This is a genomic window from Streptomyces sp. M41(2017), assembly GCF_002078175.1.
Taxonomy (GTDB): domain Bacteria; phylum Actinomycetota; class Actinomycetes; order Streptomycetales; family Streptomycetaceae; genus Streptomyces.
In genome coordinates this window covers 336,705-362,586 of the sequence record NZ_MWFK01000003.1, presented here as the reverse complement: position 1 = coordinate 362,586, position 25,882 = coordinate 336,705, and the positions used below count along the sequence as shown (strand labels likewise).

27 protein-coding genes are annotated in these 25,882 nt (G+C 71.5%); 16 read left to right on the top strand and 11 right to left on the bottom strand.

The genetic code is table 11. The annotated features are described in order from the left end of the window. Positions 1–338: 338 nt before the first annotated feature. Together B0675_RS38315 and B0675_RS38310 are read left to right on the top strand one after the other, a co-directional pair. The gene (locus tag B0675_RS38315; protein WP_081224384.1) at positions 339–530 is read left to right on the top strand and encodes a hypothetical protein; all 192 of its coding nucleotides are present in this window, start codon (positions 339–341) and stop codon (positions 528–530) included. Positions 531–589: 59 nt separating this feature from the next. Continuing rightward, positions 590–1,378: a class I SAM-dependent methyltransferase gene (locus B0675_RS38310; RefSeq protein WP_081224383.1), complete on the top strand. Its 789-nt coding sequence runs from the start codon at positions 590–592 to the stop codon at positions 1,376–1,378. Positions 1,379–1,438: 60 nt separating this feature from the next. On the opposite strand, the gene B0675_RS38305 is transcribed toward B0675_RS38310, so the two are convergent. Both B0675_RS38305 and B0675_RS38300 read right to left on the bottom strand, forming a co-directional pair. Continuing rightward, entirely contained in the window at positions 1,439–2,056 is a 618-nt protein-coding gene (locus B0675_RS38305; protein WP_081224382.1) for a class F sortase, read from the bottom strand. 55 nt (positions 2,057–2,111) lie between these two features. Further along, a complete protein-coding gene (locus B0675_RS38300) occupies positions 2,112–2,768 on the bottom strand; it encodes a hypothetical protein (protein ID WP_081224381.1) in 657 nt (218 codons plus the stop codon). Between the two features lie 689 nt (positions 2,769–3,457). Between B0675_RS38300 and B0675_RS38295 the strand changes: the two genes are divergently transcribed. Further along, positions 3,458–4,177, top strand: a complete 720-nt coding sequence (locus tag B0675_RS38295) for a hypothetical protein (protein ID WP_143661155.1) — start codon at positions 3,458–3,460, stop codon at positions 4,175–4,177. Between the two features lie 131 nt (positions 4,178–4,308). Here the strand turns inward: B0675_RS38295 and B0675_RS38290 are convergent, their stop codons facing one another. Next, positions 4,309–5,238 carry a Ku protein gene (locus B0675_RS38290; protein ID WP_081224379.1) on the bottom strand — a complete coding sequence of 310 codons (930 nt, stop codon included), beginning with the start codon at positions 5,236–5,238 and terminating at the stop codon, positions 4,309–4,311. Positions 5,239–5,357: 119 nt separating this feature from the next. Further along, positions 5,358–5,696 carry a DUF6233 domain-containing protein gene (locus B0675_RS38285; protein ID WP_081224378.1) on the bottom strand — a complete coding sequence of 113 codons (339 nt, stop codon included), beginning with the start codon at positions 5,694–5,696 and terminating at the stop codon, positions 5,358–5,360. 129 nt (positions 5,697–5,825) lie between these two features. Between B0675_RS38285 and B0675_RS38280 the strand changes: the two genes are divergently transcribed. The 5 genes from B0675_RS38280 (at position 5,826) to B0675_RS38260 (ending at position 10,315) form a co-directional block, all read left to right on the top strand. Continuing rightward, the gene (locus tag B0675_RS38280) at positions 5,826–6,794 is read left to right on the top strand and encodes a hypothetical protein (protein WP_081224596.1); all 969 of its coding nucleotides are present in this window, start codon (positions 5,826–5,828) and stop codon (positions 6,792–6,794) included. A 172-nt stretch (positions 6,795–6,966) separates the two neighbouring features. Next, positions 6,967–7,311 (top strand): STAS domain-containing protein, encoded by a 345-nt coding sequence (locus tag B0675_RS38275; RefSeq protein ID WP_081224377.1) that lies wholly within the window; start codon positions 6,967–6,969, stop codon positions 7,309–7,311. A gap of 372 nt (positions 7,312–7,683) precedes the next feature. Continuing rightward, complete coding sequence (locus tag B0675_RS38270) at positions 7,684–8,172, top strand: SRPBCC family protein (RefSeq protein WP_081224376.1); 489 nt, start codon at positions 7,684–7,686, stop codon at positions 8,170–8,172. 9 nt (positions 8,173–8,181) lie between these two features. Beyond that, a complete protein-coding gene (locus B0675_RS38265; protein ID WP_081224375.1) occupies positions 8,182–9,813 on the top strand; it encodes an NAD(P)/FAD-dependent oxidoreductase in 1,632 nt (543 codons plus the stop codon). Positions 9,814–9,988: 175 nt separating this feature from the next. After that, a complete protein-coding gene (locus B0675_RS38260) occupies positions 9,989–10,315 on the top strand; it encodes a plasmid stabilization protein (RefSeq protein WP_081224374.1) in 327 nt (108 codons plus the stop codon). A gap of 68 nt (positions 10,316–10,383) precedes the next feature. Here the strand turns inward: B0675_RS38260 and B0675_RS38255 are convergent, their stop codons facing one another. Then, positions 10,384–10,686, bottom strand: coding sequence for an ANTAR domain-containing protein (locus B0675_RS38255; protein WP_081224373.1), 303 nt, complete (start codon positions 10,684–10,686; stop codon positions 10,384–10,386). A 680-nt stretch (positions 10,687–11,366) separates the two neighbouring features. On the opposite strand from B0675_RS38255, the gene B0675_RS38250 reads away from it, so the two are divergent. The 7 genes from B0675_RS38250 (at position 11,367) to B0675_RS38215 (ending at position 18,278) form a co-directional block, all read left to right on the top strand. Then, a complete protein-coding gene (locus tag B0675_RS38250) occupies positions 11,367–12,368 on the top strand; it encodes an acyl-CoA dehydrogenase family protein (RefSeq protein ID WP_081224372.1) in 1,002 nt (333 codons plus the stop codon). Further along, complete coding sequence (locus tag B0675_RS38245; protein WP_081224371.1) at positions 12,365–13,138, top strand: PIG-L family deacetylase; 774 nt, start codon at positions 12,365–12,367, stop codon at positions 13,136–13,138. Before B0675_RS38250 ends, B0675_RS38245 begins: the two co-directional genes overlap by 4 nt. Next, positions 13,135–13,749 (top strand): SAM-dependent methyltransferase, encoded by a 615-nt coding sequence (locus B0675_RS38240; RefSeq protein WP_081224370.1) that lies wholly within the window; start codon positions 13,135–13,137, stop codon positions 13,747–13,749. Before B0675_RS38245 ends, B0675_RS38240 begins: the two co-directional genes overlap by 4 nt. Next, positions 13,746–14,495 carry a glycosyltransferase gene (locus B0675_RS38235; RefSeq protein WP_081224369.1) on the top strand — a complete coding sequence of 250 codons (750 nt, stop codon included), beginning with the start codon at positions 13,746–13,748 and terminating at the stop codon, positions 14,493–14,495. The genes B0675_RS38240 and B0675_RS38235 overlap by 4 nt, the downstream gene beginning before the upstream one ends. A 161-nt stretch (positions 14,496–14,656) precedes the next feature. After that, positions 14,657–15,217 (top strand): DNA starvation/stationary phase protection protein, encoded by a 561-nt coding sequence (locus B0675_RS38230; protein ID WP_081224368.1) that lies wholly within the window; start codon positions 14,657–14,659, stop codon positions 15,215–15,217. Positions 15,218–15,347: 130 nt separating this feature from the next. Next, positions 15,348–15,914, top strand: a complete 567-nt coding sequence (locus B0675_RS38225; protein ID WP_081224367.1) for a type 1 glutamine amidotransferase domain-containing protein — start codon at positions 15,348–15,350, stop codon at positions 15,912–15,914. A gap of 783 nt (positions 15,915–16,697) precedes the next feature. Continuing rightward, on the top strand, positions 16,698–18,278 hold the full coding sequence (locus B0675_RS38215; protein WP_081224366.1) for a GMC family oxidoreductase: 1,581 nt from the start codon (positions 16,698–16,700) through the stop codon (positions 18,276–18,278). Between the two features lie 10 nt (positions 18,279–18,288). Here the strand turns inward: B0675_RS38215 and B0675_RS38210 are convergent, their stop codons facing one another. The 6 genes from B0675_RS38210 to B0675_RS38185 form a co-directional block, all read right to left on the bottom strand. After that, on the bottom strand, positions 18,289–18,828 hold the full coding sequence (locus B0675_RS38210; protein ID WP_081224365.1) for a gluconokinase: 540 nt from the start codon (positions 18,826–18,828) through the stop codon (positions 18,289–18,291). 70 nt (positions 18,829–18,898) lie between these two features. Further along, on the bottom strand, positions 18,899–19,717 hold the full coding sequence (locus B0675_RS38205; protein WP_241540196.1) for a cyclase family protein: 819 nt from the start codon (positions 19,715–19,717) through the stop codon (positions 18,899–18,901). Between the two features lie 133 nt (positions 19,718–19,850). Beyond that, on the bottom strand, positions 19,851–21,710 hold the full coding sequence (locus tag B0675_RS38200; RefSeq protein ID WP_277625269.1) for a glycoside hydrolase family 15 protein: 1,860 nt from the start codon (positions 21,708–21,710) through the stop codon (positions 19,851–19,853). Positions 21,711–21,788: 78 nt separating this feature from the next. Continuing rightward, positions 21,789–22,259, bottom strand: coding sequence for an STAS domain-containing protein (locus B0675_RS38195; RefSeq protein ID WP_081224363.1), 471 nt, complete (start codon positions 22,257–22,259; stop codon positions 21,789–21,791). Beyond that, positions 22,256–23,341: a cobalamin B12-binding domain-containing protein gene (locus B0675_RS38190; RefSeq protein WP_081224362.1), complete on the bottom strand. Its 1,086-nt coding sequence runs from the start codon at positions 23,339–23,341 to the stop codon at positions 22,256–22,258. Before B0675_RS38190 ends, B0675_RS38195 begins: the two co-directional genes overlap by 4 nt. After that, a complete protein-coding gene (locus B0675_RS38185) occupies positions 23,338–24,960 on the bottom strand; it encodes a PP2C family protein-serine/threonine phosphatase (RefSeq protein ID WP_241540174.1) in 1,623 nt (540 codons plus the stop codon). The genes B0675_RS38190 and B0675_RS38185 overlap by 4 nt, the downstream gene beginning before the upstream one ends. A gap of 507 nt (positions 24,961–25,467) precedes the next feature. On the opposite strand from B0675_RS38185, the gene B0675_RS38180 reads away from it, so the two are divergent. Then, positions 25,468–25,875, top strand: coding sequence for an STAS domain-containing protein (locus B0675_RS38180; protein WP_081224361.1), 408 nt, complete (start codon positions 25,468–25,470; stop codon positions 25,873–25,875). The last annotated feature ends 7 nt before the right edge of the window (positions 25,876–25,882 follow it).

The following is a 25,882-nucleotide window of genomic DNA, read 5'->3' as shown; positions in this document are numbered from 1 at the left end:
GCACGCGGCCGGGCGGCACGAGAAGCAGGACGAAGAAGCGCGAGACACACCGAGGCGGCACGAGAACTCCCCGAAGCGAACGGCGTTCCCGCCGCGTACCCGTCCGGTTACGCGGGCTGCCACTACGGCACCTGCAGCGCGGGCGGTGGCCTCCCGGTGCAGGTCGGTGCCTTCAAGAAACCGCGCAGTACCGTCTCCTACCGGACCACCGGCGGGTCCTGGGACGAGGCGTAGGACATCTGCCTCGACTCCTCACCTCACCAGGCCGGGCGGAACAACGGCGCCGAGATCATGATCCGGGGCGCCCGCTTCGGTCGCCGCGGCCCGCCGGTACGAGGATGGGCACCCCCGCGGCCCGCCGGTACGAGGATGGGCACCCCCCGTCCGGTGGCAACACCGTCGTCGGCCAGGGCGGCAACCGCTGCCTGGACAGGAAGAACGGAGCGGCGGCGGACGCCACCGTCGTCCAGCTCCGGGACCGCGACAGCCGGTGCGGCACCCGGCCGAACCGGGTGCGGAGTATCCGCTGAGCCGAGGTCCGCGGAAACTCGATGTCGCGGCGGCCGTGCCGAGACTAGCGTTGCGCTCCATGAGTGATCAGGATCCTCCGCCACGGCTCACCCGCCTCACGTTCCAGGGCCCCCTCTCCGAGTCCCGAGCCGCACGGATCGTCGACAGACTCGTCCCGGCCGCGCCGGCCACCGTCCTCGACATCGGGTGCGGCTGGGGCGAGTTGATGCTCCGCACGCTGGAGGCGGTGAAAGGCGCGACCGGCCTCGGCGTCGATGTCAACGCCCAGGACCTGGCGCGGGGACGCGCGAACGCGCTGGCGCGTGGACTGGCCGACCGCGTGACGTTCGTGGAGGAGTCCGCCGACGGCACGGAACGCGGTCCGGCCGACCTGGTGCTGTGTCTCGGGGCCAGCCATGCGCTGAACGGCGCGGAACCGCCCGCGCACACAGCCGCGGCACTGCGCGCGCTGCGCGGACTGGTCCGTCCTGGAGGGCGGGTCCTCCTCGGCGAGACCTTCTGGCAGCGGACCCCGAGCCCGGCCGAACTCGACGCTATGTGGCCGGGGGCCCGTGTCGACGAGTTGCACGATCTGGCCGGTCTCGTCGACCTCGCCGTGGCCTCCGGTTTCCGCCCGGTCTGGATCGAGACGGCGAACAGCGACGAATGGGACGCGTTCGAGTCCGGGTACCAGTCCGACGTGGAGGAGTGGCTCGCCGTCCACGGCGACCACCCGCTGGCGGACGAGACACGTGAGCGTGTGGACCGGCACCGTACGAGCTGGCTGAAGGGCTATCGGGGTGTACTCGGCCTGGCCTACCTCACGTTGGTCCCCGTCGACGGACGGCTCGCGTCCGACGCGGCCTGACATGCCGAGCGGCCGGTTCCTCGATGCGAGGTGCCGGCCGCTTCCGCACGGTGCTCGTGTTCAGGCCGCGCGCTTCTTGAGCGAGGCCAGGTGGGCGAAGACCACGACATTGGCCGCGTAGCCGTGCTTCTTGTCGAAGCGACCGCCACATGTCATGAGCCGGAGTTCCGGACGTTTCGTATTCCCGTACACCTTGTCGTTCGGGAACTTGTCCTTCGCGTACTTGCCGACCTCGTCGACGGTGAAGACGGCGGTCACGTTGTCGGCCCGGGTGACCTTCACCGTGTCCCCCCGGTGCAGTGCGTTGAGGTTGAGGAAGATGGCCGGTCCGGTCGTCGTGTCCCGGTGGCCGACGATCAGGGACGTTCCCGCCTCGCCGGGGGACGGGCCGCCGCGGAACCAGCCCACCTCCTTCGGCTTGGTCAGAGGCGGGGCACCGAGTTGCCCCTGCTTGTCGAGACCGAGGTCGACGACCGGGGCCTCGATGAAGATGGAGGGAATGGCGATTTTCACGGGCCGCGAACGCGCCTGAGGCGGGGGCGCGGCCTGCGCCGCGGGCGGCGGCCCGCCGCCCGCGGCGTCACTGCCACGGGCGGCGGTGACCGCGGAGTCGTCGGGCGAGCCGGAGCACGCCCAGACGATTCCGGCCACCAGCGAGAAGGTCACCGTCAGCGTCATCGACAGACGGCACGCGCGACTCGGTCCACGTCGTCGGCGCCGTCGGTTGGGGACGTTACGCCTCGTTGCGGGCACGGCGGCGCGCGGCTCGGCGGACCATGACCAGCGCCGCGATGCCGACACCGCTGGCGGCGAGTGCGGCGGTGGTGCCGAAGTTCGTGTCGCTGCCGGAGCTCAGATTCTCCTTGCCCTCAGGGACGGCGCCGCCGCCCGCGGGAACTCCGCCGACCGGCTTGGAGTACTCCTTGGCGGGGCTGCCGCCCGCGCCGATCTCGGCCGGACGGCTGTGCTGGGCCTGGGGCCGGGTCTTGCAGTCGACCGAGAACCGCTTCTGCTTCGGGCCCGCCGGGGTGGTCCACACCAGCTGGTACGTGCCCTCCGGGAGCAGATACTTCGCGCTCCGCGCCGAGCCGTTGACCAGCGGCAGCGTGCTCTGGAGCGTGTCGCCGGGGGGCGTGGTCGGGGGCTGGGCGGTGATCGTCCAGGCGACCGCGGGGAAGGACTCGAAGTTGCTGGCGGCGAGGACGAACTCACAGACCTCGACGCCGTCGCCGCCCCGTGCGTGCCACCCGATCGAGCGGACGTCGATGTCGCCGCTGTCGCCGGGAGCGGCGTACGAGGCGCCGGCTCCGGCGAGAGTGGCGACGGCCGCGACGGCCATCGCGGCACCTCCACGGATGCTGCGGGCGCGGAGGGAAGAGGTGGTGACCATGCGAGGCTCCTTCAAGCCGGAATGATTGTCGTACTTATCGACCGAGCACATAATGAATGCCATGAATCGGCCAAAGATCCTTTGAGACACCGTCAAAAACCCGAAAAATAACTCAAACAGCCCATGACTCTGCGTAGCTGACTGCCTCTCACGTGGGTGTTTGCGGTCATGGCCGGGCGTCGACCGGGCTGAGGATGTCGGCGCGGTGTCTCGGGGGTGGGGGAGGGCTCCTGGCGCGCGACGGGCGGTCTCACAGGGACGACGAGGTCCGCTCCCTGCGGCCCGGATCGAGATCCTTCGCTGTGAGGCCGTGTGACACGCAGAGGTCCGCCACCCGTCGTGCGGGATCACCGGGGTCGCTCGGAACCGCTCCCTCTGGCCCTCCTCGGCGATGCCGGGACAGGCGTCGATGTGACCTCGGTGGCTTCGACGCGGGCCCGTCGCAACGCGGTTGATCCGTGGGCGCGGCCGGACGAAGGGAGATGTCGCCGGGGTCGGCGGCCGTGCGACCGCCGCCCACGGATCTGTGGCGCGTGCCACTTTGCGTCCGTACAACCAAATAGTTGATCTCTGATCGTTACGCCAAGAGCGGCTAACGCGCTGGCAAAACCCGCTGGTTGTGGGCTTTGATGCGTCGCGGTATGACCGATGTGGTGGTCGTGCCCTTGGACTCTTGGGGTGGAACGAACGTGAAGTCAGTTTTGGGGCGCGTGCTGGTCGGCGCCGGTGTGTCGGTGGCGCTCGCGGCGACGGCGGCGTGTGGGGGGCAGGACGACGGCGGCGACAAGGGCGCCGCGTCGGGCAAGCCGGCGGCCAAGGCCTCGCCGGCCGCCCAGGAAGGCCTGAAGCCGCTGACCGAGGCGCAGTTGACGAAGGCCGCGATCACCAAGGCGGATGTGAAGGGGTACCGCGTCGGCAACACTCCGGATGACGAGATCCCCGAAGTGAGCGTGCCGGCGAAGCCCGCGAACTGTCAGGCCATCGCCGACATGTTCCTCCTCGGCACCGAGCCCGACGCGGCGGCGCGGGTCTCCCGTTCGCTGACGAGCCTGGAGCAGACCGACGCGACGGTGCTGCGGATGGGACTGCTCGCGCACAAGGAGGCGGACGCCAAGAACGTGGTGGCCGATCTGCGGACGCAGAGCGAGAAGTGCACGTCCTTCGAGCACACGGACTTCAAGTACACCTCCGTCAAGGCTCTCAAGGCTCCTGAGCTGGGCGACGAGTCGGTGGCCTACTCGATGACCAATGACATCGACGGCGAGAAGATCCCCGTGTCCTACACCGTCGTACGTGAGGGCTCGACGCTCGTCGTGTTCTACGCGATGAACGCGCTGGGCGGGCAGGCGCCCGAGGTGCCCGCGAAGGTCATGGAAGCGCAGATCGCCAAGCTCGAGAAGGCGGTGTAGCGGGGCGGGTCGCGTGCTGGGCGGAGGCCTGCGGGTGAACCACAGGCCCTCCGCCCGGACGGCCACGTCCGACGCGGTGGCCGGACCGCCGCCCGGGCGTCACCGCGACGTCTCGCCTGCCCCAAGGCGCCTCAGGCGCTTCGGGACTTGCGCGCGGACGTGGTCTTCTTCGCCGCCGTCTTCTTCGCCGCCTTCCTGGCGGGCTGCTTCTTGGTCGTCCTCCTGGTGGTCTTGGCGGTGCTCTTCTTGGGCAGATCGTGGACGGTCGCGTCCTCGCCCCGCGATTCCCTGGCCTTGGCCACCGACTCCTTGAGCGCGGCCATCAGGTCCACGACCTTCCCGGCCGGCTTGGCCTCCTCCGGGGCCTCGGGGGGCTCGACGCCCTCGCGCTTGGCTTTGATGACCTCGGCGACGGCGTCGTTGTACCGGTCGACGAACTCGGGGCCGTCCAGGTCGTCCCGCGTCATACGGGCGATGAGCTGTTCGGCTCCGGCGATCTCGTCCTCGGTGAGTTCCACCGCCTCGGGGGCCAGGGAGGAGGGGTCGCGGACCTCGTCGGGCCAGCGCATGGAGTGCAGGACGATCACGTTGTCGCGGACCCGCAGCAGGCCCAGGCGTTCGCGGCCGGACCACGCGTACTTGGCGACGGCGACCTTCGAGGACCGCTCCAGGGCCTGGCGGAGCAGCTTGTACGGCTTGGCGGCGACCTGTCCGGACGGCTGGAGGTAGTAGCCGTCGCCGATCTGGATCGGGTCGATCGAGTCGAGGGGCACGAAGGCCTCGATCTCGATGGCCTTCGCCGTGGGCAGCGGCAACTCCCGCAGCTCCTCGTCGAGTACGGGGATGATCGTGTCCTTGCCCCACTGGTAGCCCTTGCCGATCTCGGACTGGGCGACCTCGCGGTCCTCGATCTCGCAGACCTTCCGCACGCGCACCCGGGACATGTCCTCCAGGTGGACCTGGTGGAACCGGATGGAGTGGTCCTCGGTCGCGCTGACCACCTGGATCGGCACGGTGACCAGGCCGAACGAGATGGCGCCGGACCAGACGGTTCGGGGCATGCTCAACCTCCGCATCAGGCCCCGAGGGTTCTCAGCCTAGGAGCACTCCGCTCCCGTGGCATGGCGAGCGGACCTCCGTCGTCGGTCACGGAGGCGCGGCGGCGTGTGACGCGGGGGGTTCAGTCGAGGATCCGCAGATGGGCGTCGGGCTTGCAGTGGGCGCAGGCGCGGACGCCCGACGAGAGAAGCCGGCGCGCTTCGTCCCGGGGGACGGCCCGCCGTCGTTTGCCTGCGGCGTAGCAGTCGCCCGCGTGCACCTCGATGGGCGGGCGTCCGTTGCCGATGCCGAGTTCGACGATCCAGTCCGGCTCCGCGGGCCGGTTCGTACGGCCTCGCTCCTGTTCGGCCTCCCGTTTCCGGAGCGCGGCGATCTTGGCGTCGATCCGCTGCAGCCACATGGCGTGCCACACCCGCAGGGTGAGCAGTCGCGCCAGGTCAGGCGGCAGGTCATCGAACATAGATCCGATTCTAGTTCCCCGGCCGCCCAGCTTCGCCACCTCGCGTGTTCGAATAATAGTTCGATAGTCTGTGGGGAGGAGGTGAGTGCCGTGACGTCCGAGGTCGAGGTGCGAAGCGAGGCGAGCGTGATGCATGTGCGCTGCCCGGAGCGGTTGCCGGAGGACGTTTATCGGCAGGTGCTCGAACAGATGGCGGAACTGTCGCCGGTCGTCCAGGCGCTGCCTCCGACAGCCGCCCTGTCGGAACTCAAGGGTGCGTTGCGCTACCACGGTGCGGACGCTGTCCGGCTGGCGGAGATGCTGCGCGTACGGACCATCTCCCGGCTGGGCGTCGACATACGGATCGGGATCGGGTCGTCCATCACGGTCGCGGCCACCGCGTCCGGGCAGGTTCCCCGCCCGGGCGGGGTCCTCGCCGTGCCCCCGGACCGGGTCGCGGACTGGCTCGGACCGTTGCCCGTCGAAGCCCTCCACGGCATCGGACCCCGCCAGGCCCAGGCGCTGCGCGACTACGGGGTCCACAGCGTCGGCCTGCTGGCCACCGTCCCGCCGGCCACCGCGCAGCGACTTCTCGGCGGCCGGGCAGGACGGCAGGCCGCCGACCGTGCCCGTGGCGTCGACCCCCGCCCCGTCGTCCCGCGGGCGCTGCCCGCGACCGCGAGCGTCCACCGTGCCTTCCCCCGGCACACCCTGGACGGTGCCGCCGTCCGCGCGGCCCTCCTCGACCTCGTCGTCACCCTTGCCGTCCAGCTGCGCGGCGGTGGCCGGGCCGCTCGCGGTCTGACCCTGGCGCTGCGCTTCGCCGGTGGCACCACCTGGGAGAAGTCCCGGCGGCTTCCGGAGGCCTCCGCCCACGACGACGACCTCCGCACGATGGCGTACCGGCTCATCGACGCCGCGGGGCTCCAGCGCGGCCGGATCACCGCGATCACGCTGAAGGCCGACGACCTCGTCGCCGCCGACCGGGTGGCCGAGCAGATCAGCCTCGACGGGGTGCGCGAGACCCGCCTCGTGGCGGAGGAGGTCAGCGACCGCATCCGTGCCAAGTTCGGGCCCGACGCGATCCGCCCGGCCACCACCCTTCTCCGCGTCTCCTGAGCCGGAAGGGCCTGCGGGCGGGTGCCGGAACCGTGCCGGCTCCGGCGCCGTGTCGAGGCGTGAAGCCCGTCGTGGGCGTCTCGACGGCCGGCCCTGCCGCCCGCACCAGAAACCGCAGACGGGGAGAAAAAGACATGAGCATCGACTGTCACCATGTGGGCACTCGGCGCGCATGGGCCAGGGAGACGACGCCGACTCGCGGATGGATCTGTCCGTCGCGGGCGCGAGCGGCAGGACGATCGTGCGGGTGGCGGGCGAGGTCGACTACCTGACCTCGCCGCGCCTCGCGGACGAGCTGGAGGACGTACTGGCGGGCGGCGCCGGATGGGTGGACGTCGAGTTCACCGACGTCTCGTTCTGCGACTGCGCCGCGCTGGGTGTTCTCATACGGGCCCGGCAGAAGGCGCAGGCGGCCGGCGCGCGACTTCGTCTGCGCGGGTCCTTTCAGCCGAGCGTGAGCCGCCTGCTGGCGGTGATGGAACTGACGTCCGTACTCACGGCGCCGAACAGCCGTTGACGGCGTCCTCGGCGTCCTCGGCGACCACGTGACGAGCGGACCGGGGTGACGCGCTGACGGGCCGGTGGGCTGTGACTTCAAGAGTCGTCCGGGCGCCGAGGGCGCAGCCGCGCCCCGGCGGAAACGTCCATGGGCCTGCGGCAAGACGTCCATGGGTCTGCGGCAAGCCCGTGGACCCGCGGAGGCCGGCCGTCGGTGATGCCGTCGACCTCGAGGGTCCCGCCCCCGCCGGGCAGTCCGACCGACGGACGCGGACCGGGCGGCAGCAGCCGACGGAACGCACGGGAGGGCCGCGCATGGTGTGGCCCCAGAGGGGCACTCGCCCGATATGCGCTACTCGTCGCGATGTCGTCACTGGTTGAGGAGCCCGTCGTGGCCATTCGGCACCAGGTGATCGAGCGGTCTCCCGAGACCGTGTGGGCGGTTCTGGAGGACCCCCGGCTCTACGCCGAGTGGGTCGTCGGAACCTCGGAGTCGAAACCGGCGGACGGCCGGTGGCCGCAGGTCGGGGCGCGACTGACGTACGTCCTCGGCCGCGGTCGCCTCGCGTACGAGGGGCGGACGGTCGTGCGCCGCATGGAGCGCCCTCGATGGCTGGAGCTCGAGGCCGACAGCGGCCGGCTCGGTACGGCACGTATCGCGATCGAGGTACGCGCGTGGGGCGCCCACTCGCTGGTTCTGGTGGACGAACACCCGCTGCGCGGCCTGGGCGGTGCCCTCCACACCGCGCCGCTGGAGGTCCTCATCCAACTGCGCCACCGCAAGATGCTCGCCCGCCTCGCGGAGGTCGTCGAGCGTCGGCCGGCTGCCGATACCTCCGCCGAAGTGCCCGCGCCCGAGGGCCTCGTCCGCGGGGCCTGAGGAGTCGCCATGTTGGACGCCGTGGTGGTCGGAGCCGGTCCCAACGGCCTGGTGGCCGCGAACCTCCTGGCCGACGCGGGGTGGAGCGTCGAGGTGCTGGAAGCGCAGAGCCGGCCCGGGGGAGCCGTCCGCAGTGATCACGGAGTGCACCCCGACTACGTGAGCGACATGTTCAGTGCGTTCTACCCCCTGGCCGCCGCGTCCCCGGTCATCCGGGACATGGACCTGCACGCGGAGGGACTGCGCTGGGCCCATGCCCCGTCCGTGCTCGCCCACCCCCTCCCCGACGGACGCTGCGCCGTTCTCGAACGGTCGACCGAGGCGACGGCGAAGGGACTGGACGCCTTCGCCGAAGGAGACGGCGCCGCGTGGACGCGCATGTGCGGTACGTGGGACCGGATCAGCATGCAGCTTCTGGACGCCCTGTTCACTCCGTTTCCCCCGCTCAGGGCAGGGGCCGGCCTGGCGAGGAGGCTGCGTGGCCCGGCCGGCCTCCCCCTGGTCCGCTCCCTCGCGTTGCCCGCCCGCAGGCTCGGCGAGGAGGAGTTCCGGGGCGAGGCGGGACGCCTGCTGCTGGCCGGCAACGCACTGCACGCCGACCTGGCACCGGAGGCGGCCGGCAGCGGTGGCTTCGGATGGCTGCTGTGCATGCTCGGACAGCAGTACGGCTTTCCGGTTCCGGTCGGCGGAGCGGGAAGCCTCTCGGCCGCGCTCGTACGCCGGCTCGAACGGCGCGGCGGCAGCGTGCGCTGCGGCCGGCCGGTACGCGAGATCGTCGTGCGAGACGGCCGGGCCGTGGGAGTGCGTACCGAGAGCGGTGAGGTGATCCCGGTCGGCCGCGGCGTTCTGGCCGACGTCTCGGCACCCGACCTGTACGGCGGCCTGGTCGACGAACGGCACCTGCCGCGCCGCCTGCTCGACAGCATGCACCGCTTCCAATGGGACTTCGCCACGGTCAAGATCGACTGGGCGCTGAGCGGTCCGATCCCTTGGAGCGCGGCGGAGGCGGCCGGCGCCGGCACCGTGCATCTGTCCGACGGGGTCGACGAGATGACGCGCTTCGCGGCCCAACTCGCCGCCGGCCGCGTGCCCGACCGGCCCTTCACGCTGCTCGGACAGATGACGACGGCCGACGTCTCGCGCTCCCCGCTGGGGACCGAAAGCGCCTGGGCTTACACACATGTCCCGCAGACCGTGCTCGGCGACGCGGGCGCCGACAACATCACCGGAACCTGGGACGAGCGCGAGCAGGAGGCGATGGCCGACCGGGTCGAACGCCAGGTGGAGCGGTACGCGCCGGGATTCCGTTCACTCGTCCGTGCCCGCAGAATCCTCGCGCCTCCCACCCTTCAGGCCATGGACGCCAACCTGCACGGGGGTGCGATCAACGGCGGCACGGCCAACCTCCATCAGCAACTCGTCTTCCGGCCGGTGCCGGGTACCGGCCGCCCCGAGACACCTGTGCGAGGGCTCTACCTCGCCTCGGCGTCGGCGCACCCGGGCGGGGGAGTCCACGGCGCCTGCGGAGCGAACGCGGCCCGCGCCGCGCTCCACGGCAGCACGGCCACGAGGCATGTACTGGCCTCCGCGCAACGGCTGCTCTCCGGCGCCCGACTCCGCATCGAACGGCCCAAGGGCTGACGTACGCGCCCTCCATGTCCATGCCCCTTGGGTCGCGCTCCGAAGGGTCTTGCGCTGGAGTGGAGGCGGCGGTTCCCGCGCGTGCGTGCCTCTGGACGGGGAACCCCTCGTACCACGGGCCGTTCAGCCCGACCGGCCTTCGGAAGGACCCTTCGGAAGGACAAGGAGAGACGTCATGCCGGCAGGTTCCAGTCCCAAACGTGAGCGCCAGTACGAGCACGTCAAGGAGAGCGCGGAGAAGCGAGGCGAGTCCACCGCCCGGGCGAAGGAGATCGCCGCCCGGACGGTCAACAAGGAGCGTGCCAGGGCGGGCGAGTCCGAGACGGCGAGCAGGACGTCCACACGCGACAAGAAGTCCGCGTCGCAACGTGGCGGCGAACGCTCGCACAGCGGCGCCCAGGGCCCCACACGAGACCAGCTGTACGCAGAGGCCAGGAAGAAGGGCGTCGAAGGGCGCTCCTCGATGAACAAGCAGCAGCTGCGCGAGGCGCTGGGGCGCTGACCCGCGTTCCCCGGGCCCGCGGTGCGGTGCGGGCGCCGGGGGGTGAACGGGCGCACTCGTCGACCAGCTCAGACGCCGACCTGCGGAGACTTGGTGTGTCCCGCGAGCTGCCGGTCGAGTTCCGTACGGAGGTCGGCGCACAGCCGTCCGGTACGGGTCCACTCGATGAGCAACTGCGCGACGTGACGCAGCTTGATCCCGGTGTGCCGAGCGAGCTCCTGAAGAATGTGCTCCGCCTGTTCCGGCGCCAGCTGCCCGAGAGCCACGACGACCGCGATGGCATGGTCCACCACGGCGCCGGAGCGCATCGTCTCGTGCAGGTGGGTGTTGTCGCTCCGCAGATTCCCCAGCTCTGTCACGCGGTCGTCCACGCGGTCCTCCAAGAACCCGGAGTGGCTTGCCTCGACTTGACGAGGGAACGCGGCGCTCGGCACCGCGCTCGCAGGGCGGCACCGCCCGGCGACCTGCTCGTCTCGACATGTTTGCCCCGAATTCGTCGGAACATCACCTGTGGGATGTGTACGGCGCTTCGGAGCGCCCCCCCCGCCGGACAGTGACGGGCGACCGGTCCGGAAGGGTCCGGGCGGGCCGCCCGAGCGATGCCCCGCCGCGGGCCGGCGTCAGGCGGCGCGCTCTCCGCGCTGCACCTGCGCGACCGACCCCTTCCCGCGCCGCCCGGGTACGGCCATGCAGGTGCCACCGTTCCGCCGAGGTATGCCGAGCGATCGCCGCCACACAAGGGCGACGCCTCGCGAAGTGGCGGCGGTCCGTGAGCTGCCGGATGCTGGCTGTGCACGGCGTCCACCCCGCCCGCAGGGACGACACCGACCGTCGGCTCCGGCCGGAGGGCCGCCGCTCAGGGCACCGGAAGGCGCCCCGTCCGCCCGAGCGGCCCTTGTGCACAGGGGCGTGCTGGCCGGTCGCGGGTCGACCGGCCCGGTCCACGGGCGCCGACCGCCCACCGGACCAGGCGTGTCGCGTGTTTTGACCACGGGCCTGCGGATACTCAGACGCCTCCCGACACCCTCGACGATGTACGCAGGAGGTCCGCGTGACCGTCACGCCTCCCCAGATCCCCGACCGCCTCCGCACACCGGAACAGCGCACGGCGAACCTGTTCGCCGACTTCGTCGAGCGCGAGGCACCGAGCGTGCCCCTGCCGGGCCGGTCGACGGCACGGCGATTCGCGACCCTCATGGCGCTGGGCCGTCGCGACCTCTCCCTCGCCCGGCTCGCGGAGGGGCACCTGGACGCCGCCGCGATCCTGCACGAACTGGGCCAGCCCCTGCCCGCCGCGGGCGAGAGATGGGGTGTCTGGGCCGCACGCCCGCCAGGACCCGGTACCCATGCCACCCGCAGCGAACGGGGGTGGACGCTGAGCGGCGTCAAGCCCTACTGCTCCGGTGCCCACGCCTGCACCCACGCCCTCGTGACAGCGGACGCCGAGGACGGCTACCGCCTGTTCGCCGTCGCCCTGGACCACCCCGGCGTCCGACCGGTGGAAGGGACCTGGCCCGCGATCGGCATGGCGGGCAGCGACAGCCTGGAGGTGTCCTTCACCGCCGTGCCCGCGCGAGCCGTCGGCCCGGTGGAGGGCTATCTGGACCGGCCCGGATTCCAGCATGGAGGCATCGGCGTGGCGGCGTGCTGGCTGGGCGGCGCCCACGCCGTCGCGGCGCCCCTGTACGAGCGCGGCGCGGCGGGCAGGCTCAACGCGCACGCGGCCGCTCATCTCGGATCCGTCGACGTCCTGCTGCACGCGGCCGACACGATCCTGCGCCAGGCGGGGGAGGACATCGACGCCGACCCCCTCGACGTCCGGAACGAGGCCGGCGTGCGCAGCATGCGCGTGCGAGCCCTCGCCGAGAAGGTGTGCACCGAGGTGCTGGACCACGTGGGGCGCGCCACGGGTGCCGGCCCGTTGTGCCACGACGAGCGGCACGCCCGCGCCGTCGCGGACCTGACGGTCTACGTCCGTCAGCACCACGCCGAGGCGAACCTGGCCGAACTCGGCCGTCTGATCGCGACGGACGCGGCGGAGGCGACACGATGAGTTCGGCGGAGACCATGGGCGCCGAGAGGTCGGCCGCCGCCGCGGCCATCGACGCTCAGGGCACCGACGAGGCGGAGTGGCTGGCGGCACGCCTCCCGGATCTGCTGCCCCACCTCGCTCTCCCGGAAGGTCCCGTCGTCGTCGTGGCCGCCCATCCCGACGACGAGGTGCTGGGGTTCGGTGGCGCGATGGCCGCTCTCCTCGACGCCGGTGCGACGGTGCGCACGGTGTGCCTGACCGACGGGGAAGCCTCGCACGGTCCCCTTCCGACGCCGGACCGGGAGCAGTTGGCCGCCCGCCGTCGCGGCGAGCTGGCCGCGGCCCTGGGCGATCTCGGTGACCTGCCCTTCGCCGTGCATGCCGGCCTCCCCGACACGGGTCTCGACGAGCACGAGAGCCGGGCACGGACCGTGATCGGTGAAGTGCTGGACGAAGTGGGGGCCGCCGTGTGCGTGGCGCCCTGGGTGGGAGACCTGCACAGCGACCACGAGGCCGCCGGTCGGGCCGCCCGGGATGCCTGCGGCGACCGGTCCACACCGGTGTGGTTCTACCCGGTCTGGATGTGGCACTGGGCGCGTCCGTACGACCCTCGCGTTCCCTGGGACCGCGTCTCGGTCCTCCCCCTGGCTCAGGCGGCGGTCGACCGCAAGAAGGCCGCCCTGGCCCGGTTCATCAGCCAGCTCGAAGGCCGTGACTGCGGAGTCGGGCCGGTGCTGCCCGCGCAGGAGATCGCCCACCACACCCGCACCTTCGAGACGGTGATCCGTTGAACACCCCGGCGAGTTATTTCGACGACCAGTACGCCGAGGCCACCGACCCGTGGCATCTCGGGGAGCGGTGGTACGACCGCCGCAAGTACGACCTGACCGTGGCCGCGCTGCCCCGCCGCCGCTACCGGCGCGCCTTCGAGCCGGGCTGCTCGGTGGGTGTGCTGACCGAACTCCTCGCGTCCCGGTGCGAGCAGGTGCTGTCCACCGACCGCGTCGCCTCGGCCGTCGAGGCCACCGCGCGACGCACCGCCGGCCTGGACCACGTCACCGTGCGACGGATGACGGTGCCCGACCAGTGGCCGGAGGGCGTGTTCGACCTGATCGTGCTGTCGGAACTCCTCTACTACTTCGACAGCGACACACGTACGCGGCTGCTGCGGCGGAGTGCGGAGAGCCTGGGTGAAGGCGGCCATCTGGTCACCGTCCACTGGAACCACCCGGTGGCCGAGCACACCTGCACGGGCCGTGACATCGCCGACCGGCTCGACTCCCTGACCGGCCTGAATCCCCTCGCCCGCTACGACGACCCGGACTTCACCCTCACCGTCCACGAGCACCGGCCGGGTCCCGGCCCGGTGCTCTCACCGGCTCGCGCGGAAGGACTGGCGTGACGCCCGCCGCCGTCGCCGTCGTGGTCCCGGCACACGACGAGGAGCGGCGCGTCCAGGCCTGCCTGCGCAGCGTGCGCGCGGCCGCCGCCTTCGTGGCGCCGGTGCCCGTCGTGATCGTGGTGGCGGCGGACGCCTGCACGGACGCCACAGCGACGCTCGCCGTCCACGAGGGAGCGAGTGTCGTCCCCACCTGGCACCGCAACGTCGGTGCCGCGAGGGCGGCAGGCGTCAGCCACGCCCTCACGCTGCTGGCCGATGCCGGACCGGACGTGTGGCTGGCCATGACGGACGCCGACAGCACCGTGCCGACCACGTGGATCGCCCACCAGCTCGCCTGGGCGCACCGGGGATACGACGCCGTCCTGGGGACCATCCGCCTCGCCTCCACCACGGTCGGCGCCCTTCATGTGGCCCGCCACGACGCCGAATACTTCCGTACCCGCCGTCTCACGGGGACGAAGTCGAGGTGGGAGCACCCGCATGTGCACGGGGCGAACCTGGGGGTTTCCGCCGCCGCCTACCTCCGAGTGGGCGGCTTCGCCCCGCTGCCCACCGGCGAGGACCACGACCTCGCGGTCCGGCTGTCCACGACAGGCCACCGCATCGCCCGCACCGACCGGCACCCCGTACGCACCGCGTCCCGACTGCGGGGGCGGGCTCCGGGCGGCCTGGCGGAACTCTTGACGGCCCTGCGCGACCCGGCGGCCGGTGGGGGAGATCCTGTTCGGCACCGTGCCGGCGTCTGACCGACTCGGCGGGAACGCCCCGACGCCGAGCGGCACCAGTACGGCAGCCGGACGGGAACAGAGCCAGACCACTGTCCGGTCCGGATGCGCCACGGCGGATTGCGTCCTCCGGTCCCGGGTACCCAGAGTGGGCAAACCGCAAGAGAACTGGAGATATGACCATGGCGCGCGCCACCACCCCCCGCTACACCGTCCCCGGCCTCACTGTGGAGGACGCAGGCTCCCTGATCGACGTACTGCAGCTGCGCCTGCACTCCCTCAACGATCTCCACCTCACGCTCAAGCACGTCCACTGGAACGTCGTGGGCCCGCACTTCATCGCCGTGCACGAGATGCTCGACCCGCAGGTCGACCGCGTCCGTGCCATGGCCGACGACGTCGCCGAGCGCATCGCCGCGCTGGGCGGAGTCGCACAGGGCACGCCGGGCACACTGGTCGACGGACGCACCTGGGAGGACTACAGCGTCGGCCGCGCCGACGCCATGGCCCACCTCGGCGCGCTCGACCTCGTGTACACCGGGCTGATCGAGGACCTGCGCGCCGCGGTCAAGGAGGCGGGAGACATCGACCCCGCCACCGAGGACCTGCTCATCGGGCAACTGCGGGACCTGGAGCAGTTCCAGTGGTTCATCCGGGCGCACCTGGAGACCGCGGGCGGCACACTCGCCACGGACGGCGCCACGACCGAGAAGGACGCGGCGAAGCAGTCCGTCTCCCGCTGACGCGACCGCTGCGCTCGGAGCCCGCCGGGCCGAGACGGAGCCGGCGGGCGTCTCGCGGGAGCCACCGCCCCCGCTCACTCGACCTCTGAAACCCACGGCACAGGCAGAACGAAAGGAAGGACGCATCACCATGTCCGACAAGCCGCTCAACGGTCACCGCGTGCTCGTCCTGGTCACCAACTACGGTGTGGAACAGGACGAGTTGGTGGTGCCGGTCAACCGACTGCGGGAGGACGGCGCCGACGTCACCATCGCCGCCGTGTCCTCGGACCCCATCCAGACCCTGGTCGGTGACAAGGACCCGGGCGAGACCGTCGAGCCCACGGCGACCCTCGAATCTCTGGATCCCGACGGGCATCAGCTGCTGCTGCTTCCCGGCGGCACCATCAACGCCGACCAACTCCGGCTCGAACCCAAGGCCCTGGAGACGGTCAGGGCATTCGCGTCCTCGGGGCGTCCGATCGCCGCGATCTGCCACGGTCCCTGGGCGCTGGTGGAAGCCGGCGTACTGGACGGGAAGACGCTGACCTCCTACCCCTCCGTGCGCACGGACATCCGGAACGCGGGCGCCAAGGACTGGGTCGACGAGTCCGTCGTGAGCGACACCGCGAACGGCTACACCCTGGTCACGTCCCGGACACCGAAGGACCTCGACGACTTCCTCGGCGCCGTGAACAAGGCGCTGGTCGGCGCCTGAGCGAAGGATCCGTGGCACGGCTCGACGCCCCGTCCTGACAACGGCCTTCGCGTTCCGACCGGCACCGATCCGAACGGGCGACCCGGCCCGGCTGACCCTGGCGCGCGCCCGAGCGCGGCCGATCCGGACAGCGCGGCCGAGTCGGTTCGGGTGCCGGGAGTGACTGACAAGTCCTCGCCATGGCGAGGACTTGTCGTCGTCCCGCCTTCTCGGCGAAGTCGACGGGCCGGTAGACCCGGGGCGTGCTTTCTCCCTCCCCGTCCTCCGCCCCCCGACGCACACGTCGGCGACTGCTCCGGCCCTCGCCGGGGTGTCGCTCGTGGCGTCCGGGCTCGCCGTACTGCAGGAGCCCGCGCAGGCCGCGCCCAGTAGGCCCCAGCCCCAGCCCCCGTTCCCGCGAAGCCGACGGCCACCCACGCGGTCACCCTGGTCACCGGCGACGTCGTGACCGTCACGCCCTGTCCGACGGCCGGCAGACCGCCCACGTCGACCGGCCCGACAGCGCCGTCGGCGGCGTGAAGGCGCAGGAGATCCACGGCGACCTCTTCGCCGTCCCGGACGAGGCGGCGCCGCCGGGATCCCGCGGGACGCCGACCGGGAGAGGCGTTCGGGTGAAGCGTCGGCCCGCCGGACCGGCGCGGACCTCCGCAGTCCGGGGGCCGGGATAGGTTCCCGTCCGGAACGGACGTGAGGTCTCAGCAGACAGCCGCCCCGACGGCCTCGGCCGGAGCCGGTCCGCGACAGGGCCGGGGCGGCGCGGAACTCCAGGAACGGGGCCGTCGCATGGCCGACGAGCAGCACTTCGACGTCATCATCATCGGCACCGGTGCCGGCGGCGGCACACTCGCCCACCGACTGGCTCCCAGCGGCAAACGCGTTCTCGTCCTGGAGCGGGGCGACTACCTGCCGAGGGAGCGGGACAACTGGGACTCCACGGCGGTCTTCGTGAAGGGCAAGTACCGCGCCCCCGAGTTCTGGTACGACAAACACGGCGACCCGTTCCCGCCCGAGGTCAACTACTACGTCGGCGGCAACACGAAGTTCTACGGCGCCGCCCTCTTCCGGCTGCGCCCGCAGGACTTCGGCGAACTCCGGCACCACGACGGGATGTCACCGGCCTGGCCGATCGACCACCAGGATCTGGAGCCGTACTACACGCAGGCCGAGCACCTCTACCGTGTGCACGGGCGTCACGGTGAGGACCCGACCGAGGGTCCGGCCGGCGCGGACTACGCCTACCCTCCCGTCGCGCACGAGCCGCGCATCCAGCAACTGAGCGACGACCTCCAGAAGCAGGGGCTGCACCCCTTCCACCTGCCGATCGGCGTGGACCTCACGCAGGACGAGCAGGGCCGTGCCGCACACGGCAGCGCGTGCATCCGCTGCGACCGCGTCGACGGCTTCCCGTGTCTGCTGGGCGCCAAGTCCGACGCACAGGTGATCTGCGTCGATCCGGCCCTCGAACACGACAACGTCACGATGCTGACGAACGCCGAAGTACGGCGCCTGGAGACCGGCACGGACGGCCGTACCGTCACGGGAGTCGTCACCGCACTCGGTGACGGATCGACCGAGACCTTCCGGGCGGACATCGTGGTCGTCGCCTGCGGAGCGGTCAACTCGGCCGTCCTGCTGCTGCGTTCGGCCAACGACCGGCATCCGCGCGGCCTGGCCAACAGCTCGGACGTCGTGGGACGCCACTACATGCGGCACAACAACCTGGCTCTGATGGCCGTGTCCAAGGAACCCAATCCCACCCGGTTCCAGAAGACACTCGCCCTGCACGACTGGTACCTGGGCGCGGACGACTGGGACTACCCCCTCGGCGGGATCCAGATGCTCGGCAAGTCCGACGCCGACCAGATCCACGGCGAGGCACCGCGCTGGGCCGGTGCGGTCGCGCCCGACATGCCGTTCGAGATGCTCGCCCACCACGCCGTCGACTTCTGGCTGTGCGGCGAGGACCTGCCGCTGCCCACGAGCCGGGTCACCCTCGACGGCGACGGGGGCATCCATCTCGCCCTGGACGAGAAGAACAACATCGCGGGTCTCCACCGACTCCGGCACAAACTCCAGGGCATGCTCGGGCACTTGGGCATGCACGAAGACCATCTGCTGTCACACAGCATCTACCTGCACAAGGGCATGCCGATCGGGGCCACCGCCCACCAGGCGGGCACGGTCAGATTCGGTACGGACCCCGCCAGTTCGGCGCTGGACGTCAACTGCAAGGCGCACGACCTCGACAACCTGTACGTGGTCGACACGTCGTTCTTCCCGAGCATCGGGGCGGTGAACCCGTCTCTGACGGCGATCGCGAACGCTCTGCGAGTCGGCGACCACCTCCTCGACCGCCTGCGGTGACGTGAGGCCGTCAGTGCTGCCCAGGAGGCTCGAAGCGCGCCAGAGCGGCCATCGCCCGCTCCACGATCGCCTCGGTTCCGGAGGCCGCGTCCACCGTCAGCCCCGGCTCGTCACCCCGCAGCGGCTCCAGCGCGGCGAACTGCGAGTCGAGGAGGGCGACCGGCATGAAGTGTCCCGACCGTCCCCCGGCCCGGGCCTCGGCGACCTCGCGGTCCAGAGCGAGGTACAGGAACCACACCCCGGGGCCGGCGGCCCGGAAGAGACACCGGTAGTCCTGGCGGAGGGCCGAGCACGAGATCACGGCACCCTTCCCGCTCTCCGTCGCGGCACGGATCACGTCGGCGACGGCCCGGAGCCAGGGCGCGCGGTCCTCGTCGGTCAGGGCCCGACCGGCCGACATCTTCGCGATGTTCTCCGGCGGATGCAGCGCGTCGCCCTCCACGAACGGCTCCCCGCGCCGGCCGGCGAGCAGCCGGCCCAGCGTCGTCTTGCCCGAACCGGAAACACCCATCACCACGATGATCGCCGGTGCCGTGGCCGATCCCACCATGCTGCTCCTTGCGGTCGTCCCCTCGTCGGAGGGGAGATGCGGGCGAGGCGCGACCATCCAACCCCGAACGTCACAGGATGGCGATGGGATTCACGGGGGAGCCGGTCGCGGCGGGCAGACGCAGGGGTGCGACGACGCACAGGAACGACCAGCGCTCCGCGTCCGCGCAGAGAGGCACGAGGTCCTCGAACCGCAGATAGTCCATCAGATACACGCCGAGAGCGTGGAGGGCGAGGACGTGTACGGGGAAGTCCACGCCGTCGGTGAGGCTGGGGGCCGAGTCGTTGTTGCCGTCGCCGCCGAGCACGGCGACCCGGCGTTCGGCCAGGAACTCCACGGCGGCGGGGTGCAGACCGACGCGGTCGCGTGCGGCGTCCCAGGGCCCGAGCTCCTCGCGCCTGCGGCGGTGGCCGACCCGTACGAGCAGGATGTCCCCGGCGCCGACCCGAACGTGCTGCGCCGCTTCCGCGGCCAGGAGGTCGTCGTAGGTGACGCAGTCGCCGGGCTCCAGCCACGGCACCCCCCGCAGCAGCGGAATGTCGAGCAGGACACCCCGGCCGACGATGCCGTCGTGCAGGGACGCGACGGACAGGGCGGTGGCACCCTCGTCCGTGACGGTGCTCGCGGGAACACCGCCGTGCAGCGTGCCGTCGTAGACGACATGGCACAGGGCGTCGAGGTGGCTGTCCGCGTCACCGTGGACGTTCATCGCGAAGCGGTCGGTGGCGAACTGCAGACCCGCTGCCGCGGTCCTGGGGCGGTTGGTGATCCGGTGGACGGCCGGGTGCGGATCGTCGGGCTCCGTCCGGGTCTCGATGGGGGACGCGAGCGAGACCGTCCGCCCCGTGCGGACCTCGCCCGCCGCGGCCAGCACCGTCGCCCGCGTGATCCCGGCCGGTGCACCGGGGCCGGCGGGGGACGTGGCGTCGTCCGCCCGCTGCCGCAGACGCGCGTACAGCGTGTCGAAGGCGGCACGGCTCTGACGGGGGCGCGCGCCGCGTCCGGGCTGCTCGGTGTGCGCCTCAGCGGAGCTGTCGCTGCCGGTCAATGGCCTCGTCCAGGGTCGATGCCGCCATGATGAGCGACAGGTGGGTGAACGCCTGGGGAAAGTTGCCGAGTTGCTCGCCGCTCGGCCCGATCTCCTCGGCGAACAGGCCGACATGGTTGGCGTAGGTGTGCATCTTCTCGAAGGTGTAGCGGGCGGGCCGAATGCGTCCGGCGCGGGCCAGCGCGTCGACGTAGAGGTAGGTGCAGAGGCTGAAGGTGCCCTCCGAGCCGCGCAGGCCGTCGGGGGAGGCGGCCGGGTCATAGCGGTAGACGAGGCTGTCCGACACCAGCTTGCGCTCCATGGCGTCCAGGGTGTTGAGCCAGCCGGGGCTCTTCGCGGCGAGGAATCCGACACGGGGGATCAGCAGGAGCGAGGCGTCCAGGACGTCTCCGCCGTAGTGCTGCACCAGCGCCTGCTCGGACTCGCTCCAGCCCTTGTCCATGACCTGTTCGAGGATGGCGTCGCGGGCGTTGCGCCAGCGGGGGATGTCCGCGGGGCGGCTCAGCTCGGTCGCCAGGCGCATGCCGCGGTCGAAGGCGACCCAGCACATCACGCGGCTGTACGTGAAGTCGTTCCGGCCGCCGCGCGTCTCCCAGATGCCCTCGTCGGGGCGGTCCCAGTTGTCGGACAGCCAGTCCAGGGTCCGGGCGAGGCCCTTCCAGCCGTGGTAGCCCAGCTCCACCCCGACGTCCTTGCCCTCGGCCAGGGCGTAGAGGGCTTCGCCGTAGATGTCCAGCTGGAGCTGGTCGGCGGCGGCGTTGCCGGCCCGGACCGGCCTCGATCCCCGGTAGCCCTCCCAGTGGTCGAGGGTCTCCTCGGTCAGATGGGGATCGCCGTCGACCCGGTACATGATCTGCAGGCGTTCACCGGGCAGATCGGCCCGGTCCCGCATCCGGTCGCCCAGCCACTTGGTGAACGCCGACGCCTCCTCGGCGAAACCGAGGTCGAGCAGAGCCCGTACGGAGAGCGCGCCGTCCCGGACCCAGGAGTACCGGTAGTCCCAGTTGCGCTCCCCGCCGACCTGCTCCGGCAGCCCCATGGTCGCGGCGGCGACCGGTGCGCCGCTCGGGTGGTAGGTCAGGAGCTTGATGGTGATGGCGGAGCGGTTCACCATCTCCGCCCAGCGCCCGTGGTACTGGGAGGTGTGGAGCCACTTCTGCCAGAAGTCCACCTCGTGCCACAGGCTCTCCGTCACCCCGTCGACGGTGAGCGGAGGGGGCGCCTCACCGTCGGGGGCACACGTGGTGAAGACGGCTACGGCGGACTCGCCGACGCCGAGGGTGATGGCCCCCCGCACGTCCTTGCCGTCGCGGGTCAGCGGGAACGTGGCCTGGAGGTGACCCGCGATCCCCGGACCTCGGAAGACGGCGTCCTGTGCCCTCAGGTCGAGCTCGTGGTCCGCCCGGCCGTAGTCGAACCTCGGCCTGCACTCCAGGAGGAACCGCACGGTGCCGCGCACCACGCGGATCACCCGCATCAGGCTGTGCCGGTCGGTGGGAACACGGCTGGTGTTCGCGGGCATCCAGTCGACGACCTCGCCCACGCCCTCCGGCGACATGAACCGCGTGACCAGCACGCCGGTGTCGGGGTAGTAGAGCTGCTTGCAGGACACGTCCGCGTGCTCGGGAGCCAGCCGGAAGTACCCGCCGCGGTCGTGGTCGAGCAACGAGGCGAAGACGCTGGGCGAATCGAACCTCGGCGAGCAGAACCAGTTCACGACGCCTTGGGAGGACACCAGGGCGGCGGTCTGCAGGTCGCCGACCAGGCCGTGTTCGGCGATGGGAGGGTAGCGGTCCATGTGCGTCCAATCCCGCGACGGCTCGACGCGGACCACTATCCGTCAAGGATCAGGAGGGCGCCTGTCGGAGATCACGGACGGGCGTCCGGAGCCGCTCCCGGCCGGGCCCCGGTGTCAGCCGCTTATCTCCGGTCCCACGGCGTGCGAGCCGTGGCCCGCGGAGTCGGCGGGGAGTCCGTTCTCCGACGCGGGGTGGTACTCGGCGTACGGGGACTCGGACCGGCCCCCGGCCTCGGCCGCCCGGTCGGGGACGAGGTGCTCCAGGGTGCCCGTGATGTCCAGCATCCGTTCGAGGGCGGGGGGCCGCCCGGCCAGGCGGAGGGTGACGTCGGCCGCGGTCGTACGGCGGTGCAGCATGAGCAGCATGGCCAGGCCCGTGGAGTCGATGCCGCTCATGCCGGCACAGTCCACGTGCAGGACGCGCAGACCGCAGCTGTCGGCGAGCTGCTCGGTCGCGACGGCCAGGAAGTGGTCGGCGCTGTCGTAGTCGAGGAACCCGTGCAGTTCCAGGCGCACTTCGTCGCCGGACTCACTCGCGGTGGTCAGGCGCAGGTAGGTGGGGTCGAACGGGGCGGGCGGCGTCATGCGGTGTTCCTGGTGTCGGAGGCGATCACGGACCGTGCACCGGTGAGACGGCCGGCGGCCTGGGTGAGCATGAGGGTGGCGCGGGGAAAGTCCTTGAGCTGCTCGCCCAGGATGGCCAGGGCCGGGGTGAGGGAACGCGCGGGAACCCTGCGGGCCGTGAGGATCCCGGCCGTCCAGGTGAGGAAGCCCGTGAAGAGTTCCACGTCGTCGATGTAGAGGGCGGTCGCGAGGAAGTCCACGATGTGCGCGATGTCCTCGGCGGTGTGCGCACGCTGCGCTGCGCCGTATTCGCGCATGGCGGGGAAGCGCTCTTCGAGTGTGCTCATCACGGTGCGCACCAGCGGGGCGCGCGTGCGCGTGACCATCGTGTATTCCTGGTCGGCCAGGTGCGGCAGGTCGTCGATGGGCTGATGCGCTGCGGCGGGCCGCCGCAGGGGACCGTGACTCAGCCGGTCGGCGGCGTCGCGCGCGTCGGCCGCCCAGGCGTCGGCGCCGAGGAGGGTGGCGTACCGGCCGCTGCTGCCGAAGGCCGCCCCGCCGACCAGCACGGGAGTGCCGGTGGCCTGGACGGCGGTGATCGTCGCGTGAGCGGTCGGCAGCCGGGTGGCGATCGAGCTCGACAGCGCGACCAGATCGGGTCCGGTCTGATGGATGTGGGAGATGAGGTGGCCCGTGGGGACCTGCGCGCCGAGGTAGTCGACCTTCCAGCCGCGCAGCTTGAGCACTTCGGCGAGGAGACGGGCGGGCAGCCCGTGCCATTCGCCGTCCACGCACGCGACCGTCACCCGGCCGAGGGGATGTGCGGTGCCGTCGGCACAGTGGTGCGAGAGCGCCGCGACGGCACGGTCGTTGATCGCGGTGGCGGCGTGCTCCTGGGCGACGGTGAGGCGGTTGGCGGCCCACTCCTCGCCCACCTTGCGCTGGACGGGCGCGATCAGCTCCAGGAGCAGGCTCTCCGCCGTCACGCCGCGGTCGAGCGCGTCGAACACGGTGTCCGTGGCCGCGCGCTCGTCACCGGTACTGACGGCCTCCCAGAGCTGCTGTCTCCAGTGGTCCTGGGAGATGGTGGCGGTGAGGGTCATGAGGTGAACCTGCCCCGAGTACGGCCGCCCACCGCACTGAGATGCCGGGAACGGGGAGCGGCGATCACCATGACCGCCATGTCGTCGTGCCCTTCGGATCCCACCCACTGCGCCGCGAGCATCTGGACGTGCTCCACGATCGCCTCGGCCGGCATCCCCGCGCACCGGGCGAGGGCCTCCCGCAACCGGGCCTCGCCGAACATCTCGTCGCCGAGCGGCCCGCCCCGGGCCTCGGTGATGCCGTCGGTGAACAGCACGCAGAACTCGCCCGGTGCCAGGGTCCTGTGCGTGGTCGTGGTGCGGGCCTCGGGGAGCGCGCCGACGAGCGTGCCGCGGCGGGTGGCCTCCTCGACGGTGCCGTCGGCGCGCACGATCAGCGCCGCCGGATGGCCGGCGTTCGTCAGCCGCAGCTGCACGGAGCCCGCGTCGCGCACGGCGGAGACCATGACCAGGGTGGCGAAGCGAGTGCTGTGCGAGTTGAGGAGGGCGCCGTTGAGAAGGTCGATCATCCGTTGGTGGTCGTCGGCCATCGGCAGCAGGGCGTGCAGCGTGTTGCGGATCTTGCCGGTGAGTACGGCGGCTTCGAGCCCCTTCCCGCAGACGTCGCCGAGTACGGCGAAGGACGCCTCACCTTCGGTGGCGGCGGGGTGGACGTCGTAGAAGTCGCCGCCGATCCGCTCATGGTCCTTCGACGGGCGGTAGCCTCCGGCGAAGTCGACCCCCGAGATCTGGTGCAGTTCCGGCGGGAGCAGGTCGCGCATCAGGGTCTGGGAGAGGGATGCCTGCTCCGCGTAGAGCCGGGCCGCGGACATGGCGGCGCCGGCGCGGGCGGCGAAGAGACGGGCGAAGACCTCCTCCTGTTCGGTGAAGGCGGCCTCCTCGCTACGACGCAGCAGGATGAGCGCACCGGCGGGCACGCCGTGGCCGGGCAGCGGCGTGACGACGATGGAGCCGACCGGCCCGAACACCTCGGGAACGAGCCAGTCCGGGGCGGACGCGGGATCGATCCAGCGCGAGGGCACCGGCGGGAAACCCTGCAGCGCCTCGGCGAGACCAGGTACGTCCTCGGCGTTCACCTCGCGCAGGGAGCGCTCGGGCTGTCCGTACCCGGTGCACGTGACGACGGGCAGACGGTTTCCGCTGCGGGGCGCGACGACGAGCGCCGCGTCCGCGAGGTGCCCGGCCGCCAGCTGCGCGGTGACGTCCATGCAGCGCTGGAGGTTCAGGGACGAGAGCAGGGTGTTGGACGCCTCGGTGAGGAACGCGGTCCGATCGCGCTCCGTCTCCAGGGCCTCGCGGGCCATCTGGTGGTCCGTGTCGTCCGTCAGCCACCAGGCGACGCTGCCGTCGTCCTGCACCGAAGGGTGAGCCTCGAACATCCTCTCGGCCACCGGGCCGGACACCGCGGCGCCCTCGCCCCGGTCGTCCGCCGTCCGGTGCGTGTGCGCCTCCGCCAGCCAGGCGGGGACGGCCGACCCGAGGGGCGAGCCCACGATGATTCCCGGGAACAGATCCTCGGCCCGCGGATTGGTGTGCCGCACCGTGCCGGCGGGATCCGCGATCACGACCGGGTAGGGGACGGACGACCATGACATGAGTGCCGGAGCGTGCGCGCTCATGCCGTGTTCCTGCTGGGTTGAAGTCACAAAGACGAAGGCCCGCTGTGCGAACCCCTCACCTCTTCCGGTCGAAGAATTGTTGCCGTGGGGCAACCATCCTCCACCGGTTGCTCCCCTGGCAACCTGCCGTCCCTCAAATGCCCTGCCGGGCGGACGTTTCGCCACCCTACGGCTCCGGTGCGCACCTCCGTCCATCGCGGCTCGCCGGGCGGCGTCGCGTCCCGAACGAAGAAGCGGGCAGGTCAGCGGCCTGTCATCGCGTCGCGGGCCGCCGCAGCGCGGTGCCGCCTCGTGACCTGGAGGTGACAAGTGAAGAACCTGCGGAGACGGTGAAGGGTTTCGCGGAGGCGTGCGATCGGGTGCATGCGCCGGTGTAAAGAGGCCCGCACCGCCGTGCCTCCGGCGCGGATCACGAGGTCCCGCCGCCTGCCCGGGAGCGAGTTTCCGTGATGCGGCACGAGATCTTTACGATGAGGGCGAGGAAAGCCGAGCTGGAGGCTGTGAAGAGTGTTCTCGATTGAGGTCCGGTCGACCGCGCCCGCATCCGTACTCGTGGTGCGGGGGGAACTCGACTTCGACAGCGTCGTCCAACTGGACGAGGCCGCCGCCCGCCTCCTGGACGAGGCCGACGGGCAGGGAGCGCTGGTCGTCGTCGACTGCACCGCCCTCGACTTCTGCGACTCGTCGGGAATCGGATGCTTCGTCCGCATCTATCAGCGACTGGCGGCGCACGGTGGCGAACTACGGCTCGCGGCGGTCCCCGCGACGGTGGCGCGCGCCTTCTCCCTGACCGGCCTGGACCAGGCGATCGGCGTCCATGGCACGATGGAGGCTGCTCTGGCCTCCGGCAGTGGTGGGCACGGATCCGACTCCGGGGGAAGCGCTCCCTCGGCGTCCCTGTCGGCTGAGAGGTAGCAGGAGC

Bases quoted from the DNA above. Each gene is read 5' to 3' on its own strand.
- B0675_RS38230 (WP_081224368.1), top strand. From the start codon at position 14,657: ATGGCGCGCGCCACCACCCCCCGCTACACCGTCCCCGGCCTCACTGTG.
- B0675_RS38305 (WP_081224382.1), bottom strand. From the start codon at position 2,056: ATGACGCTGACGGTGACCTTCTCGCTGGTGGCCGGAATCGTCTGGGCG.
- B0675_RS38210 (WP_081224365.1), bottom strand. From the start codon at position 18,828: ATGGTGGGATCGGCCACGGCACCGGCGATCATCGTGGTGATGGGTGTT.
- B0675_RS38300 (WP_081224381.1), bottom strand. From the start codon at position 2,768: ATGGTCACCACCTCTTCCCTCCGCGCCCGCAGCATCCGTGGAGGTGCC.
- B0675_RS38285 (WP_081224378.1), bottom strand. From the start codon at position 5,696: ATGTTCGATGACCTGCCGCCTGACCTGGCGCGACTGCTCACCCTGCGG.
- B0675_RS38265 (WP_081224375.1), top strand. From the start codon at position 8,182: ATGTTGGACGCCGTGGTGGTCGGAGCCGGTCCCAACGGCCTGGTGGCC.
- B0675_RS38260 (WP_081224374.1), top strand. From the start codon at position 9,989: ATGCCGGCAGGTTCCAGTCCCAAACGTGAGCGCCAGTACGAGCACGTC.
- B0675_RS38290 (WP_081224379.1), bottom strand. From the start codon at position 5,238: ATGCCCCGAACCGTCTGGTCCGGCGCCATCTCGTTCGGCCTGGTCACC.
- B0675_RS38275 (WP_081224377.1), top strand. From the start codon at position 6,967: ATGGGCCAGGGAGACGACGCCGACTCGCGGATGGATCTGTCCGTCGCG.
- B0675_RS38310 (WP_081224383.1), top strand. From the start codon at position 590: ATGAGTGATCAGGATCCTCCGCCACGGCTCACCCGCCTCACGTTCCAG.
- B0675_RS38185 (WP_241540174.1), bottom strand. From the start codon at position 24,960: ATGAGCGCGCACGCTCCGGCACTCATGTCATGGTCGTCCGTCCCCTAC.
- B0675_RS38190 (WP_081224362.1), bottom strand. From the start codon at position 23,341: ATGACCCTCACCGCCACCATCTCCCAGGACCACTGGAGACAGCAGCTC.
- B0675_RS38195 (WP_081224363.1), bottom strand. From the start codon at position 22,259: ATGACGCCGCCCGCCCCGTTCGACCCCACCTACCTGCGCCTGACCACC.
- B0675_RS38215 (WP_081224366.1), top strand. From the start codon at position 16,698: ATGGCCGACGAGCAGCACTTCGACGTCATCATCATCGGCACCGGTGCC.
- B0675_RS38315 (WP_081224384.1), top strand. From the start codon at position 339: ATGGGCACCCCCGCGGCCCGCCGGTACGAGGATGGGCACCCCCCGTCC.
- B0675_RS38280 (WP_081224596.1), top strand. From the start codon at position 5,826: ATGCATGTGCGCTGCCCGGAGCGGTTGCCGGAGGACGTTTATCGGCAG.
- B0675_RS38225 (WP_081224367.1), top strand. From the start codon at position 15,348: ATGTCCGACAAGCCGCTCAACGGTCACCGCGTGCTCGTCCTGGTCACC.
- B0675_RS38245 (WP_081224371.1), top strand. From the start codon at position 12,365: ATGAGTTCGGCGGAGACCATGGGCGCCGAGAGGTCGGCCGCCGCCGCG.